Origin of the sequence: Kluyvera sp. CHPC 1.2972, assembly GCF_036759925.1 — a bacterium.
GTDB lineage: Bacteria > Pseudomonadota > Gammaproteobacteria > Enterobacterales > Enterobacteriaceae > Kluyvera.
In genome coordinates this window covers 381,391-394,772 of sequence record NZ_JAPKIB010000003.1, presented here as the reverse complement: position 1 = coordinate 394,772, position 13,382 = coordinate 381,391, and the positions used below count along the sequence as shown (strand labels likewise).

At 54.1% G+C, this 13,382-nt stretch carries 13 protein-coding genes; 7 read left to right on the top strand and 6 right to left on the bottom strand.

What is annotated here, in order from left to right:
• Nucleotides 1-22: 22 nt before the first annotated feature.
• Both melB and V6944_RS07960 read left to right on the top strand, forming a co-directional pair.
• On the top strand, nt 23-1,453 hold the full coding sequence (gene melB / locus V6944_RS07965; protein ID WP_333498561.1) for a melibiose:sodium transporter MelB: 1,431 nt from the start codon (nt 23-25) through the stop codon (nt 1,451-1,453).
• A gap of 2 nt (nt 1,454-1,455) precedes the next feature.
• Nucleotides 1,456-1,710 (top strand): SemiSWEET transporter, encoded by a 255-nt coding sequence (locus V6944_RS07960; protein WP_220439554.1) that lies wholly within the window; start codon nt 1,456-1,458, stop codon nt 1,708-1,710.
• A 28-nt stretch (nt 1,711-1,738) separates the two neighbouring features.
• On the opposite strand, the gene V6944_RS07955 is transcribed toward V6944_RS07960, so the two are convergent.
• Nucleotides 1,739-2,362: a DUF2238 domain-containing protein gene (locus V6944_RS07955; protein ID WP_333498619.1), complete on the bottom strand. Its 624-nt coding sequence runs from the start codon at nt 2,360-2,362 to the stop codon at nt 1,739-1,741.
• A gap of 172 nt (nt 2,363-2,534) precedes the next feature.
• Between V6944_RS07955 and lolC the strand changes: the two genes are divergently transcribed.
• The 5 genes from lolC to cobB are packed head-to-tail and all read left to right on the top strand — an operon-like array spanning nt 2,535 to nt 7,478.
• Complete coding sequence (lolC, locus tag V6944_RS07950) at nt 2,535-3,734, top strand: lipoprotein-releasing ABC transporter permease subunit LolC (RefSeq protein ID WP_185666394.1); 1,200 nt, start codon at nt 2,535-2,537, stop codon at nt 3,732-3,734.
• Nucleotides 3,727-4,428 (top strand): lipoprotein-releasing ABC transporter ATP-binding protein LolD, encoded by a 702-nt coding sequence (gene lolD / locus V6944_RS07945; RefSeq protein ID WP_333498560.1) that lies wholly within the window; start codon nt 3,727-3,729, stop codon nt 4,426-4,428. The genes lolC and lolD overlap by 8 nt, the downstream gene beginning before the upstream one ends.
• Nucleotides 4,428-5,672: a lipoprotein-releasing ABC transporter permease subunit LolE gene (gene lolE, locus V6944_RS07940; protein ID WP_185666392.1), complete on the top strand. Its 1,245-nt coding sequence runs from the start codon at nt 4,428-4,430 to the stop codon at nt 5,670-5,672. Before lolD ends, lolE begins: the two co-directional genes overlap by 1 nt.
• Nucleotides 5,673-5,732: 60 nt before the next feature.
• Complete coding sequence (gene nagK / locus V6944_RS07935) at nt 5,733-6,644, top strand: N-acetylglucosamine kinase (protein ID WP_333498618.1); 912 nt, start codon at nt 5,733-5,735, stop codon at nt 6,642-6,644.
• Between the two features lie 12 nt (nt 6,645-6,656).
• On the top strand, nt 6,657-7,478 hold the full coding sequence (gene cobB, locus V6944_RS07930; protein WP_333498559.1) for a Sir2 family NAD+-dependent deacetylase: 822 nt from the start codon (nt 6,657-6,659) through the stop codon (nt 7,476-7,478).
• Nucleotides 7,479-7,588: 110 nt separating this feature from the next.
• Here cobB and V6944_RS07925 read toward each other — a convergent pair whose 3' ends face one another.
• From V6944_RS07925 to potA, 5 genes are all read right to left on the bottom strand, one after another.
• Nucleotides 7,589-8,773, bottom strand: a complete 1,185-nt coding sequence (locus V6944_RS07925; protein WP_333498558.1) for a hypothetical protein — start codon at nt 8,771-8,773, stop codon at nt 7,589-7,591.
• 684 nt (nt 8,774-9,457) lie between these two features.
• Complete coding sequence (gene potD / locus V6944_RS07920; RefSeq protein WP_333498557.1) at nt 9,458-10,504, bottom strand: spermidine/putrescine ABC transporter substrate-binding protein PotD; 1,047 nt, start codon at nt 10,502-10,504, stop codon at nt 9,458-9,460.
• Between the two features lie 16 nt (nt 10,505-10,520).
• Nucleotides 10,521-11,312, bottom strand: a complete 792-nt coding sequence (gene potC / locus V6944_RS07915; RefSeq protein ID WP_185666385.1) for a spermidine/putrescine ABC transporter permease PotC — start codon at nt 11,310-11,312, stop codon at nt 10,521-10,523.
• Entirely contained in the window at nt 11,309-12,166 is an 858-nt protein-coding gene (gene potB, locus V6944_RS07910; protein ID WP_185666384.1) for a spermidine/putrescine ABC transporter permease PotB, read from the bottom strand. The genes potC and potB overlap by 4 nt, the downstream gene beginning before the upstream one ends.
• On the bottom strand, nt 12,150-13,286 hold the full coding sequence (gene potA, locus V6944_RS07905) for a spermidine/putrescine ABC transporter ATP-binding protein PotA (RefSeq protein WP_333498556.1): 1,137 nt from the start codon (nt 13,284-13,286) through the stop codon (nt 12,150-12,152). The genes potB and potA overlap by 17 nt, the downstream gene beginning before the upstream one ends.
• Between the last annotated feature and the right edge of the window lie 96 nt (nt 13,287-13,382).

Genomic DNA, 13,382 nt, shown 5'->3' with positions numbered 1-13,382 from the left:
GGTAACAGCGACCCGGTACCCTATGAGCATCTCTCTGACAACAAAACTCAGTTACGGATTCGGTGCGTTTGGTAAGGATTTCGCCATCGGTATCGTCTACATGTACCTGATGTACTACTACACCGACGTGGTGGGATTATCGGTAGGCCTGGTGGGCACGCTGTTTCTGGTGGCGCGCATCTGGGATGCGATTAACGATCCCATTATGGGCTGGATTGTTAACGCGACCCGCTCACGGTGGGGCAAGTTTAAACCGTGGATCCTGATGGGAACGCTGGCGAACTCGCTGGTGCTGTTTTTACTGTTCAGCGCGCATCTGTTTGAAGGCACCGCTCAGGTGGTGTTTGTCTGCGTGACCTACATATTGTGGGGCATGACCTATACCATTATGGATATTCCATTCTGGTCGCTGGTACCGACGATAACGCTGGACAAGCGCGAGCGCGAACAACTGGTACCGTATCCTCGCTTTTTTGCCAGTCTGGCTGGGTTTGTGACTGCGGGTATCACTCTACCGTTTGTGAACTATGTTGGCGGGGCGGACAGAGGGTTCGGTTTTCAGATGTTCACGCTGGTGCTGATCGCGTTCTTTATCGTCTCGACGATTGTCACGCTGCGGAACGTCCATGAGGTGTTCTCTTCGGATAGCCAGGCGTCAGCGGACAGCTCGCGTATCACCTTAAAATCAATAGTCGGGCTCATCTACAAAAACGATCAGCTCTCCTGCCTGTTAGGAATGGCGCTGGCCTATAACATCGCCTCGAACATCATCAACGGCTTTGCTATCTACTACTTCACCTATGTGATCGGCGATGCGGATCTGTTCCCGTACTATCTTTCCTACGCGGGTGGTGCAAACCTGCTGACGCTTATCTTCTTCCCTCGGCTGGTTAACGCACTCTCTCGACGGATTTTGTGGGCTGGCGCATCAATACTGCCGGTCATCAGCTGTGCGGGACTCTTTGCGATGGCCTGGGCGGGTTACCATAATGCCCCGCTCATTGTGATAGCCGGTATCTTCCTCAATGTTGGCACTGCGCTGTTCTGGGTGCTGCAGGTGATTATGGTGGCGGATACCGTGGATTACGGCGAATTTAAGCTTCATGTTCGTTGTGAGAGCATCGCCTACTCGGTGCAAACCATGGTGGTGAAAGGGGGCTCGGCCTTTGCCGCATTCTTTATCGCCGTCGTACTGGGGGTGATTGGCTATACCCCTAACGTGGCGCAGTCTGCCCAGACCATTATGGGCATGCAGTTCATTATGATCGTACTGCCTGCGCTGTTCTTTATCGTGACCCTGGTGCTCTATTTCCGCTTCTACCGTCTGAACGGCGATCAACTGCGTAAAATTCAGATTCACCTGTTGGATAAATACCGCAAAGTGCCGACGCCCACCACACAGCAAGAGGTGCCGGTAAGGCCGATTGCCGTCACTCGCGATGCGCAGGCTTAACGATGGAGTGGGCTTCCTGGATTGGCTATGTAGCCGCCTGCCTGACGACACTGTCGTTCTTACCGCAGGCCATTAAGGTGATCGCCACCCGCAACACCCAGGGGATCTCCGGCCTGATGTACATTATGTTCGTTTGCGGACTGGTGATGTGGCTGATTTACGGCGTGATGATTGAAGATACGGCGGTCAGCATGGCGAATTTGATGACGCTGGTGTTCGCCATGCCGATCTTGATTATCAAGTTCCGACGCGGGTAGGGCGTATTGCGAGGATTGCCGGATGGCGTTAGCGCCATCCGGCAGCTTTTAACTGTCGGCAATGCCAGCCCGCCAGCACAATCACCGTGGTGAGTGCGCCCAGCAGCGCGCAGAACATATCCGACTGCGTATCCCATGGGTCGCCCTGAGTGCCGAGAAAATCATCCGCGCCTTGCCCCATGGCCAGCGCCGCCCACCACTCAATCAGCTCGTAGGTCGCGCTAATCGCGAGTGCCACGCAGCAGACCAGAAACGCCAGCATCTTACGCCCACGTACAATGTGCCCACGCAGCAGAATTTCCCGCGTCGCCAGCGCCGGTACCAGCCCCTGGAAGAAATGCCCCAGTTTGTCGTACGGGTTACGGCTGAGGTCAAGCCAGGCCTGCACGTCAAAGCCAATCGGCACCTTAGCGTAAGTGTACTGACCACCCACCATCAGAATGATGGCGTGAAAGAAAATCAGCGTGTAAAGCAGCGGGGTGAGGGGATAGCGTTTCGCCGTCAACAGCAGCAGCGGCACGATGATGATCACCGGGGTGACCTCCATCAGCCAGGTCACTTTTTCAGCGGCGTTCACGCCGGTATAAATCAGGAACAGCGCCAGAAGCGCCGCACCTGCGGATAACAGCAGAGGATTTACGGTGCGGATCATCATGAATTCGCAAATAAAGGGAAAACATCACTATTGTCCGTGACGGCCAAAAATTCAATGTTTGCGTCCTTTCGTCAGCGATTGTCAGCCTTGCGCTTACGGTTCAGTCATTTACCCATCCTGCTTTCGCTTATATACTCGTGCATCTGCTTTCAGCAACCAGACGGATTACATGTACCAACCTGTCGCACTATTTATCGGCCTGCGCTACATGCGTGGGCGAGCAGCGGACCGCTTCGGTCGCTTTGTTTCCTGGCTGTCGACTATCGGCATCACGCTTGGCGTGATGGCGCTGGTCACCGTACTTTCGGTGATGAACGGTTTTGAACGCGAGCTGCAAAACAACATCCTGGGGCTGATGCCGCAGGCCATTCTGACAGCCGAACAGGGCTCCCTCAACCCGCAACAGCACCCGGAACAGAGCGCGAAGCTCCAGGGCGTGACGCGCGTCGCGCCGCTCACCACTGGTGACGTGGTGCTGCAAAGCGCACGCAGCGTTTCGGTCGGGGTGATGCTGGGGATTGACCCGGCGCAAAAAGATCCGCTCACGCCGTACCTGGTCAACGTCAAACAGACCGATCTCACCGCCGGAAAATATAACGTCATTCTTGGCGAGCAGCTTGCCGGTCAGCTTGGGGTTAACCGCGGCGATCAAATTCGCGTGATGGTGCCTTCTGCCAGCCAGTTTACGCCGATGGGCCGCCTGCCGAGCCAGCGCCTGTTTACGGTGATTGGTACCTTCGCTGCCAACAGCGAGGTCGACGGTTACCAGATGCTGGTCAATATTCAGGATGCCTCCCGCCTGATGCTCTACCCGCTGGGAAATATCACCGGCTGGCGTCTGTGGCTGGATAAACCGCTGCAGGTGGATACTCTGAGCCAGCAAACATTGCCGCAGGGCACCAAATGGCAGGACTGGCGCGAGCGTAAAGGCGAGCTGTTCCAGGCCGTGCGCATGGAAAAGAACATGATGGGGCTGCTGCTGAGCCTGATCGTCGCCGTTGCCGCGTTTAACATCATCACCTCGCTGGGGCTGATGGTCATGGAGAAGCAGGGCGAGGTCGCCATTCTGCAAACCCAGGGGCTGACGCCGCGGCAGATCCTCACCGTCTTTATGGTGCAGGGTGCCAGTGCGGGCATTATCGGCGCGCTGCTAGGCGCGGTGCTTGGCGTGCTGCTGGCCAGCCAGCTCAACAATTTAATGCCGATTATCGGTGCGTTCCTCGACGGTGCGGCGCTGCCGGTTGCCATCGAGCCGCTGCAGGTTATCGTGATTGCGCTGGTGGCGATGGCCCTGGCGCTGCTGTCGACGCTTTACCCTTCCTGGCGCGCTGCCGCCACTCAACCCGCTGAGGCTTTACGTTATGAATAAGATCCTGTTGCAATGCGACAACCTGTGCAAACGCTATCAGGAAGGCAATGTGCAAACCGACGTTCTGCACAATGTCAGCTTCAGCGTTGGCGAAGGCGAAATGATGGCGATTGTCGGCACCTCCGGTTCCGGTAAAAGCACGCTGCTGCACCTGCTCGGTGGGCTGGATACGCCAACCACCGGCGATGTGATTTTCAGCGGTCAGCCGATGAGCAAGCTCTCTTCGGCAGCGAAAGCTGAACTGCGTAACCAGAAGCTCGGTTTTATCTACCAGTTCCACCATCTGCTGCCGGACTTTACCGCGCTGGAAAACGTGTCGATGCCGCTGCTGATTGGCAAGAAGAAAACGGCTGAAATCACCACCCGTGCGCTGGAAATGCTGAAAGCGGTAGGGCTTGAGCATCGCGCGAGCCACCGTCCATCGGAGCTTTCCGGCGGCGAACGTCAGCGCGTGGCGATTGCCCGTGCGCTGGTGAATAACCCGCGCCTGGTGCTGGCCGATGAACCGACCGGCAACCTCGATGCGAAAAACGCCGACAGCATCTTCAAACTGCTGGGTGAGCTGAATCAGTCGCAGGGCACCGCCTTCCTGGTGGTGACGCACGACCTTCAACTGGCGAAACGGATGGGCCGTCAGCTCGAAATGCGCGATGGCCACCTGAGCGACCAACTGACCCTGATGGGAGCGCATTAATGGCTCCGTCCCTCTCATTACTGATTGGCCTGCGCTTTAGCCGCGGCCGTCGGCGCGGCGGCATGGTGTCGCTGATTTCCGTTATCTCTACGGTCGGTATTGCGCTGGGCGTAGCGGTGCTGATCGTTGGCCTCAGCGCGATGAACGGTTTTGAGCGTGAGCTAAACAACCGCATTCTGGCGGTGGTGCCACACGGTGAAATTGAAGCGGTTAACCAGCCGTGGAATCACTGGCAGAACGTGCTGCCAAAAGTGGAAGCGGTAAAAGGTATTGAAGCCGCGGCGCCGTACATCAACTTTACCGGCCTGGTCGAGAGCGGCAGCAACCTGCGCGCCATCCAGGTGAAAGGCGTTGATCCGGTGCAGGAGAGCAAGCTCAGCGCGCTGCCGCGTTTTATCCAGGCTGAAGCATGGGCTAATTTTAAAGCCGGTGAGCAGCAGATTATTCTCGGCAAAGGCGTGGCCGATGCGCTGAAGGTGAAGGCGGGAGACTGGGTTTCTATCATGATCCCGAACTCGAACCCGGAACATAAACTGCTGCAGCCAAAACGCGTGCGCCTGCACGTAACGGGTATTTTGCAATTGAGCGGCCAGCTCGACCACAGCTTTGCGATGATCCCTATGCAGGACGCCCAGCAGTATCTCGACATGGGTGAGAGCATCTCCGGTATCGCCATCAAGGTAAATGACGTCTTTAACGCCAACAAACTGGTGCGTGACGCAGGCGAAGTGACCAACAATTACGTCTACATCAAAAGCTGGATTGGCACCTACGGCTACATGTACCGCGACATCCAGATGATCCGCGCCATCATGTATCTGGCGATGGTGCTGGTGATTGGCGTGGCCTGCTTTAACATCGTCTCCACGCTGGTGATGGCGGTGAAAGATAAAAGCAGCGATATTGCGGTGCTGCGCACACTGGGCGCTAAAGACGGGCTGATTCGCGCCATTTTCGTGTGGTATGGTTTATTGGCTGGCCTGCTGGGCAGCGTGTGTGGCGTGGTGATTGGGGTGCTTGGCTCCCTGTACCTGACCAACATTATCAACGTAATTGAAAAACTTATTGGTCACCAGTTCTTATCTGGCGACATCTATTTTATCGACTTCCTGCCGTCTGAATTGCACTGGCTGGATGTCGTTTATGTGCTGGTCACGGCACTGTTGCTGAGTCTGCTGGCGAGCTGGTATCCCGCCCGTCGCGCCAGCCGAATCGACCCTGCGAGGGTGCTGAGTGGCCAGTAATTTGACGTCCTGACCGTGTGGCCTTGCTGCTGCGCGCGTCAGTTAGAGGAATGAACAATGATGCATTACGGATTTGACATTGGCGGCAGCAAGATTGCACTTGGCGTATTTGATTCATCGCGCCAGCTACGGTGGGAAACACGCGTTCCCACGCCGAAAGAGAGCTATGACAGCTTTCTTGACGCGGTCATCGCGCTGGTAAAAGAGGCTGATGAACGCTTTGACTGTCGGGGTACGGTGGGGATAGGCATTCCCGGCATGCCGGAAACCGAAGGCGGCCTGCTGTACGCGGCCAACGTCCCGGCGGCCAGCGGTAAACCGCTGCGGGCAGACTTAAGCCGTCTGCTCGATCGCGACGTCCGTCTGGATAACGACGCTAACTGCTTCGCGATTTCTGAAGCCTGGGACGACGAGTTCACCCAGTATCCGCTGGTGATGGGGCTGATTCTCGGCACCGGCGTTGGCGGCGGTATCGTGCTGAACGGTAAATCGATTACCGGTCATAGCTATATTACCGGCGAGTTTGGCCATATCCGCCTGCCGGTGGATGCGCTGGAGGTGGTGGGGCGTGATTTTCCGCTTACCCGCTGCGGCTGCGGCCAGTCCGGCTGCATTGAAAACTATTTATCCGGTCGGGGTTTTGCGTGGTTGTACGCGCATTTTTATCAGCAGCCGCTGACCTCACCGGAGATTGTTGCCCTCTGGCAGCAAGGAGATCACAACGCGCGTGAGCACGTTGAACGCTATCTGGATCTGCTTGCGGTGTGCCTTGGCAACATCCTGACTATCGTCGACCCGGACCTGGTGGTGCTCGGCGGTGGGTTATCTAATTTTACAGCGATCGCCGATGGACTAGCGCACCGCTTACCGCGTCATTTACTGCCTGTAGCCCGTACGCCGCGCATTGAGCGCGCCCGTCACGGTGACGCAGGGGGAATGCGTGGCGCGGCGTTCCTTCATCTGACCAACTAACATGGAGTAGATATGCAGTCGCGCCGCTTACATCGATTGAGCCGTTTTCGTCGGAATAAACGTCAGCTGCGCCAGCGTCTGCGCCAGCGCATTTTCTTTACGGACAGGGTGATACCAGAAGAGATGGATAAACCAAGAGTGGTCGTACTGACGGGCGCAGGCATTTCGGCGGAGTCGGGCATTCGAACCTTCCGCGCGGCGGACGGGCTGTGGGAAGAGCATCGGGTTGAGGACGTGGCGACGCCGGAAGGCTATCACCGCGACCCTGAGCTGGTGCAGCGCTTCTATAACGAACGTCGCCGTCAGCTACAGCAGGCAGAAATTGCGCCGAACCCGGCACATCTGGCGCTGGCAAGGCTGGAGGAGGCGCTGGGCGAGAACGTGCTGGTGGTGACGCAGAATATCGACAATCTGCACGAACGCGCGGGCAACAAAAACGTGCTGCACATGCACGGTGAACTGCTGAAGGTGCGCTGCACCCAAAGCGGCCAGGTGTTTGACTGGCCGGGCGATCTGACTGTTGACGATCGCTGCCACTGCTGCCAGTTCCCGGCACCGCTGCGCCCGCATATCGTTTGGTTTGGCGAAATGCCGTTTGAGATGGACCATATCTATATGGCGCTGGCGAGGGCGGATATCTTTATCGCCATCGGCACATCGGGCCACGTCTACCCGGCGGCGGGTTTTGTTCACGAAGCGAAGCTGCACGGTGCGCACACCGTCGAGCTGAACCTTGAGCCAAGCCAGGTCGGCAGCGAGTTTGAAGAGAAGCACTATGGTCTGGCAAGCGAAGTGGTGCCAGCGTTCGTGGCGAAGTTGCTGAAAGAAATGTGATACACCCGGACAAGGATAGTCTGGAACGATATTTTTGTGTGCTACGACTCCCGAAATAGGGAGTCGTTATTATTGTAACCAGTTGAGTTATATAAACTTATTGAATTGTTTTAGTTATAACTAGCAACTATTTCTACACTTGCATCGGCTCTTCCCGGCTCTACATTTTCAGAATTACGAATATAACGGGCTGACATTTTTACTTCTTGTGAAGTGGTTGCCCCGGCGTGCCCAAAATTGTTTGTAGATATTATCTGCGGTTGACCATAGATTACGGGGACTGATGGGTCTGCTGTTGTTGGTAATGTCGCTGAATCGCCCCAGGCGAGTTGAATATCGTAACCACTGGAACCATTTTTGTTAACTTCCATAATCCCACGATTATTATCAACGATGCTATTGTATGGATACACCGTAACGATAATTCCGGTGTTGTCATTATTCGTTGAGCGAGAGGTGACCGTATTCTCCGTGGTCCCTGACATGGTTGCTGTTCTGCCATATCCCCAAGCTTCAGGGCAATTAATCGTGAAGTTTGCATTCACCCATGGCGTGGTGTTTTTAGCCGGTGAATGATGGTGTGTTCCCATTTCAATATTTTTATCATCGAGTGAGCACGTCCCTGGAACAAGAGATATTTTCCCCGAAATGGCTATTGAATTCATCGTAACGCTGCCTGCTAATGCATTTGATTGATCTTCAGCCGGGATATTAGAAATTTTATCGGAAGGGTAGTTTCTCGGGCGTACAACTTCAATAAAAGTAAAACCATCGAAATTAAGACTACCATCACTGTCTGCTGTTCCATTGATCCCCGGTATCTTCCATAATCTGATCTGGATTAACGCATAGGGATGTAAGCCCACGCTAGTGCCGGTATAGTTGTCTATATTTATAGTTGGGTTATCTGCCGTCCCTATAGATAATGAAGTTGCAAATGAGTAAAAGGAGATGCCAATACCACTAACGTTAGTCGGGTATATCCATTCATTATTAGAAAATATAGGGTCACCATATGATGTAATCATATATCGATAGGTATCATAGCTGATCGGTGTTGATGACGTACAAGTTCCTCTCGCTGTCGGCGTTCGATATGAGCTCCAGGTGTATAATATTCGATATGTACCCATATTCCCGGATAATCCGGCGGTTATTCGATCGCTGGAGATCGTGGGTACAGTAAAGCTGGTGGTGTTTTTAGTCGTTATGGTACAGGAACCACTGGCTGCCATTAGTGTAGTACTAAATAGCATTATTAAAGAAAACGTTGCGAGAGTGATTGTTTTTCGCATGCATATCGTCCTTGATGTTACACATCCTCAAAATGTTATCTGAGTAGAGGCCCTGCTAATCTTGTTATATACACCTAACAAATTTATAGGTGAACGATTCTATAAATTAGCGTTGCTTAATGATGTGAGTTGATGAATGCGGATGTTACCGTGGAAGAAAGTTAACTTGAAATGAGCATACAGTCAATAAGAAAATATTATTTTTATATTTTCTTTGACCCGCCATCATTGATGGTGGTGTTGTTTTCGTGATAAATATATATTTGCGATATGAATGTGGCATTCAAATAATGTAAGGAATATAACGCAAGGCAAACAAATTTACACAATGAATTGTTTTTGTTTAATCAATTTTATTGAAGTTTCATATAATGACTCGTTTATTTATTTTTATTATCTATCAATGATGATGCGCGAGACAGATAATAAAATATTATCTATTATTTTTATATACTCTTAGAGTATATAAAATTTACCGCTTAGATCGAGTGTTTTGAATTCAGGCGAGATGGTAACAGCCAGTCCCCCGCGTCGAAGCATTTCTTCTCGTTACCATCGAATAAACCGTAGACCAGCTACCATCCGACAAACCGCACCGGAGCGCCTGATGGCGCTGCGCTTATCAGGCCTACGAGCTGGTGTAGCCCGGCGGCGCGGTGCCTGCCGGGCTAGTGGGGCGATAAATTAACGTCCCGCTTTCAGCTTCTGGTAATACTCTTCATACAGCGTGCTGGCGCTACCGACATCGTTCTGCCATTCGCCTTTGTTGATGGTCTCGGCATCCGGGTAGAGCGATTTGTCGTTGGCGACTTCCGGGCTCAGCAGCTTGCGCGCCGCCAGGTTTGGCGTTGGGTAGCCGATGGTTTCCGCCACCTCTTTTGCCACGTCCGGGCGCAGCAGGAAGTTAATCAGCTTCAGCGCGCCTTCTTTGTTTTTGGCATTGGCCGGAATAGAGAGGCTATCCATCCAGAAGATACCGCCTTCTTTCGGCCACACCACTTCCAGTGGCGTACCGGCTTGACGGGCAACGAACGCGGAGCCGTTCCATACCATCCCCAGATTCACTTCGCCTTCCATATACGGGTTAGCCGGGTTGTCGGAGTTGAACGCCGCCACGTTTGGCATCAGCTTTTTCAGCTCGTTGTAGGCCGCTTCAATCTCTTTCGGATCGGTGGTGTTACCGGAATAGCCGAGCTTGCGCAGCGCCACCTGGAACACTTCACGGGCATCGTCGGTCAGCAGCAGGCTGCCTTTATATTCCGGCTTCCACAGGTCGGCCCAACTGGTGACGGTTTTCGGGTCAATGGCATCGCTGTTGATACCAATCGCCGTTGCGCCCCAGATGTAGGGGATCGAGTAGTCGTTGTTCGGATCGAACGGCTTGTTGAGCATCTCCGGGTCGAGGTTCTTAAAGTTGCTCAACTGACTTTTATCGATCTTCTGGATCATGCCCTCTTTGCGCATTTTGTCGACAAAGTAGGTCGACGGCACCACCAGATCGTAGGCGCCGTCTTTGTAGGTCTTAAGCTTGGCGTACATGGTTTCGTTCGACTCGTAGGTCGAATAGATAACCTTGATGCCGGTCTCTTTGGTGAACTGTTCCAGAAGGCCTGGCGGCACGTACTCCGTCCAGTTATAGAAATAGAGCGTTTTGCTATCGTCCGCGTGGGCCGCACTCATGCCGAGCGCTAAAGCACCTGCCGCGAGCAGGTGGCGTGACCATTTTTTCATTTTACGTCCCCTGAGTTTAGTGCCTGACCTTCAGGCTCTTGGTTTTATCTCGTGCAATCAGCTGGCTGGCAATCACCATCACCAGCGACAGAACCAGCAAAATCGTTGCCAGCGCGTTCACTTCCGGTGAAACGCCCACTTTCACCATCGAGTAGATCTTCAGCGGCAGAATTTCATAGCTTGGCCCGGTCACGAACGACGAGACCACCACGTCATCCATCGACAGGGTAAAGCTTAACAGCCAGCCTGCGGCTACTGCCGGCAGCGCCAGCGGTAGAATAATTTTGCGCAGAATGGTCAGTTCGCTGGCGCCCAGATCTTTCGCCGCTTCCAGCATGCGCACGTCAAAGCCTTTCAGCCGTGAGTAAACGGTGACCACCACGAAAGGCAGGCAGAAGGTGATATGCGAGAACAGCAGCGACCAGAAGCCCAGCTGAATACCGAGCAGCATAAACAGCACCAGTAGGGAAATCGCCATCACGATATCTGGCGACATCATCACCACGAACAGCATGCCGCTGACGAACGGTTTGCCGCGAAAGCGATAGCGGTACAGCGCCACGGCGGTCAGCGAGCCAATCAGCGTCGCGGCGGTGGCGGAGAAAATCGCCATCGTCAGCGAGTGCTGGGCCGCCTGTAGCAGGCTGTCGTTGTTCATCAGCAGGCTGTACCATTTGGTGGTGAAACCCTGCCAGTTGATCCCGAAGCGTGAACTGTTAAACGAGTTGACGATCAAAATGATTATCGGGATGTAGAGATAGGCATAAATGGCGGACATAAAGCCGCCGCGCAGCAGTCGACCGATCATTCCAGCTCCACCTTCTTATTTAGCAGGCGCGAAGCGCGCCAGTACACCAGCAGCATCAGCCCCATTACCACGGTCAGCGTAATGCTGGTGGCCGCGCCAAACGGCCAGTCGCGGATGTTGAGGAACTGGCTCTTGATGACGTTACCAATCAGCAGGTTTTTCGCGCCGCCCATCAGGTCAGAGACGTAGAACAGCCCCATCGCTGGCAGCATCACCAGCAGACAGCCGGCGATAATCCCCGGCATGGTCAGAGGAATGATGATGCGGATAAAGGTTTGCAGCTTGCTGGCGCCGAGGTCTTTCGCCGCTTCCAGCAGCGGTTTATCGAGCTTTTCAATGCTGGAGTAGAGCGGCATTACCATAAACGGCAGCAGAATATAGACGAGGCCGATAATCACCGCGCTGGGGGTGAACATGATGCGGATAGGGGTATCAATAATGCCCAGCCACAGCAGGAATTCGTTGAGATAGCCCTTAGTGCTGAGGAAAATTTTCAGCCCGTAGATGCGAATCAGCGAGTTGGTCCAGAAGGGCACAATCAGCAAGAACAGCAGCAGCGGACGCACGTTATGCGGCAGGCGCGCCAGAAACCAGGCGAAGGGATAGCCCAGCACCAGGCACGCCAGCGTAGCGATAAACGCCATATTCAGCGAGTGCAGCAGCACCTCGGCGTATAGCGGGTCAAGCAGCCGGGCGTAGTTGTCCAGGGTAAAGACCATCTGGACGAAGTTGGCATCATCACGCGTCAGGAAGCTGGTGATGATGATCATCAGGTTGGGCAGGAACACAAACAGCACAAGCCAACCGACGATGGTGGCAATCACCACATTCTGGAACTTACTTGTGCTCTTCATCAGCCAGTACAACCTCCCAGCTTTCTACCCAATTAATCGCCATTTTCTGATCTAACGAGTGGTCAAAGTCAGGGTCGTCTTCGTTGAAGAATTCGCTGACCATCACCATCTTACCGTTCTCAAGCTCCACCACCGACTCCAGCGTCATGCCTTTATAGTTACGCTCGCGCACGTAGCCAATCAGGCCGTCGACGTCGGTGCCGTCGTGAATTTCATCGACGCGCAGATCTTCCGGGCGCAGCAGAACGTTGAGCTTCTGCCCTGGGGTGACCGGGAATTTGACGTCAATATTGCACTCGCGGCCTTCGACGCTGGCGCGAACGCGCAGCTCGTCGAGACGTTCAATGACGGTGGCGTTGAAGATGTTGATTTCGCCGATAAAGCTCGCCACAAACAGATTCTTCGGCTCTTCGTAGATTTCGCGCGGCGTGCCGTCCTGCTCAATTTTGCCGTCGCGCATCACCACGATACGGTCGGACATGGTCAGGGCTTCTTCCTGATCGTGAGTGACGAACACGAAGGTGATCCCGAGCTTGCGCTGCAGCGCTTTCAGTTCGTTCTGCATCTGCTTACGCAGCTTGTAGTCGAGCGCGGAGAGGGATTCATCGAGCAGCAGCAGGCTCGGCTTGTTGACCACGGCGCGGGCAATGGCGACGCGCTGTTGCTGCCCGCCGGAGAGCTGGTGCGGTTTACGCTGGGCAAACTCTTCAAGCTGCACCATACGCAGCGCATCGTGAACCCGCGGGGCGATGTCGTTTGCCGGGGTTTTCTGCATCCGCAGGCCGAAGGCGACGTTATCGAAAACGGTCATATGCGGGAAGAGCGCGTAGCTCTGGAACACGGTATTGACGTGGCGGTTTTCGGCGGGCACGTCGGTGATGTCCTGGTTTTCCAGATGGATGGTCCCGGCATCGACGTTTTCCAGCCCAGCGATAAGGCGAAGAACGGTTGTTTTACCGCAGCCAGAGGGGCCAAGCAGCGTGAGGAACTCGCCGTTATTGATGGTCAGGTTCAGATCGGAGATGACCGTTTTCCCATCGAAATCTTTGCGAATTCCCGCCAGTTGCACCAGCGGTGAAAGCGAACGCGATTTTGTATTCAATTTCTTACTCTGTCCCATGTCAACACACCGGATGGCTTACCGATGCGGGGTTTGTGGTTATCCACCTTTAGACGTTTAGAGGTCTGAGATTTATTAATAAGGGCTGGCATTCTA

Excerpts from the sequence above, each read along its gene's own strand:
- melB (WP_333498561.1), top strand. The coding sequence starts at position 23 with ATGAGCATCTCTCTGACAACAAAACTCAGTTACGGATTCGGTGCGTTT.
- V6944_RS07960 (WP_220439554.1), top strand. The coding sequence starts at position 1,456 with ATGGAGTGGGCTTCCTGGATTGGCTATGTAGCCGCCTGCCTGACGACA.
- V6944_RS07955 (WP_333498619.1), bottom strand. The coding sequence starts at position 2,362 with ATGATCCGCACCGTAAATCCTCTGCTGTTATCCGCAGGTGCGGCGCTT.
- lolC (WP_185666394.1), top strand. The coding sequence starts at position 2,535 with ATGTACCAACCTGTCGCACTATTTATCGGCCTGCGCTACATGCGTGGG.
- lolD (WP_333498560.1), top strand. The coding sequence starts at position 3,727 with ATGAATAAGATCCTGTTGCAATGCGACAACCTGTGCAAACGCTATCAG.
- lolE (WP_185666392.1), top strand. The coding sequence starts at position 4,428 with ATGGCTCCGTCCCTCTCATTACTGATTGGCCTGCGCTTTAGCCGCGGC.
- nagK (WP_333498618.1), top strand. The coding sequence starts at position 5,733 with ATGCATTACGGATTTGACATTGGCGGCAGCAAGATTGCACTTGGCGTA.
- cobB (WP_333498559.1), top strand. The coding sequence starts at position 6,657 with ATGCAGTCGCGCCGCTTACATCGATTGAGCCGTTTTCGTCGGAATAAA.
- V6944_RS07925 (WP_333498558.1), bottom strand. The coding sequence starts at position 8,773 with ATGCGAAAAACAATCACTCTCGCAACGTTTTCTTTAATAATGCTATTT.
- potD (WP_333498557.1), bottom strand. The coding sequence starts at position 10,504 with ATGAAAAAATGGTCACGCCACCTGCTCGCGGCAGGTGCTTTAGCGCTC.
- potC (WP_185666385.1), bottom strand. The coding sequence starts at position 11,312 with ATGATCGGTCGACTGCTGCGCGGCGGCTTTATGTCCGCCATTTATGCC.
- potB (WP_185666384.1), bottom strand. The coding sequence starts at position 12,166 with ATGAAGAGCACAAGTAAGTTCCAGAATGTGGTGATTGCCACCATCGTC.
- potA (WP_333498556.1), bottom strand. The coding sequence starts at position 13,286 with ATGGGACAGAGTAAGAAATTGAATACAAAATCGCGTTCGCTTTCACCG.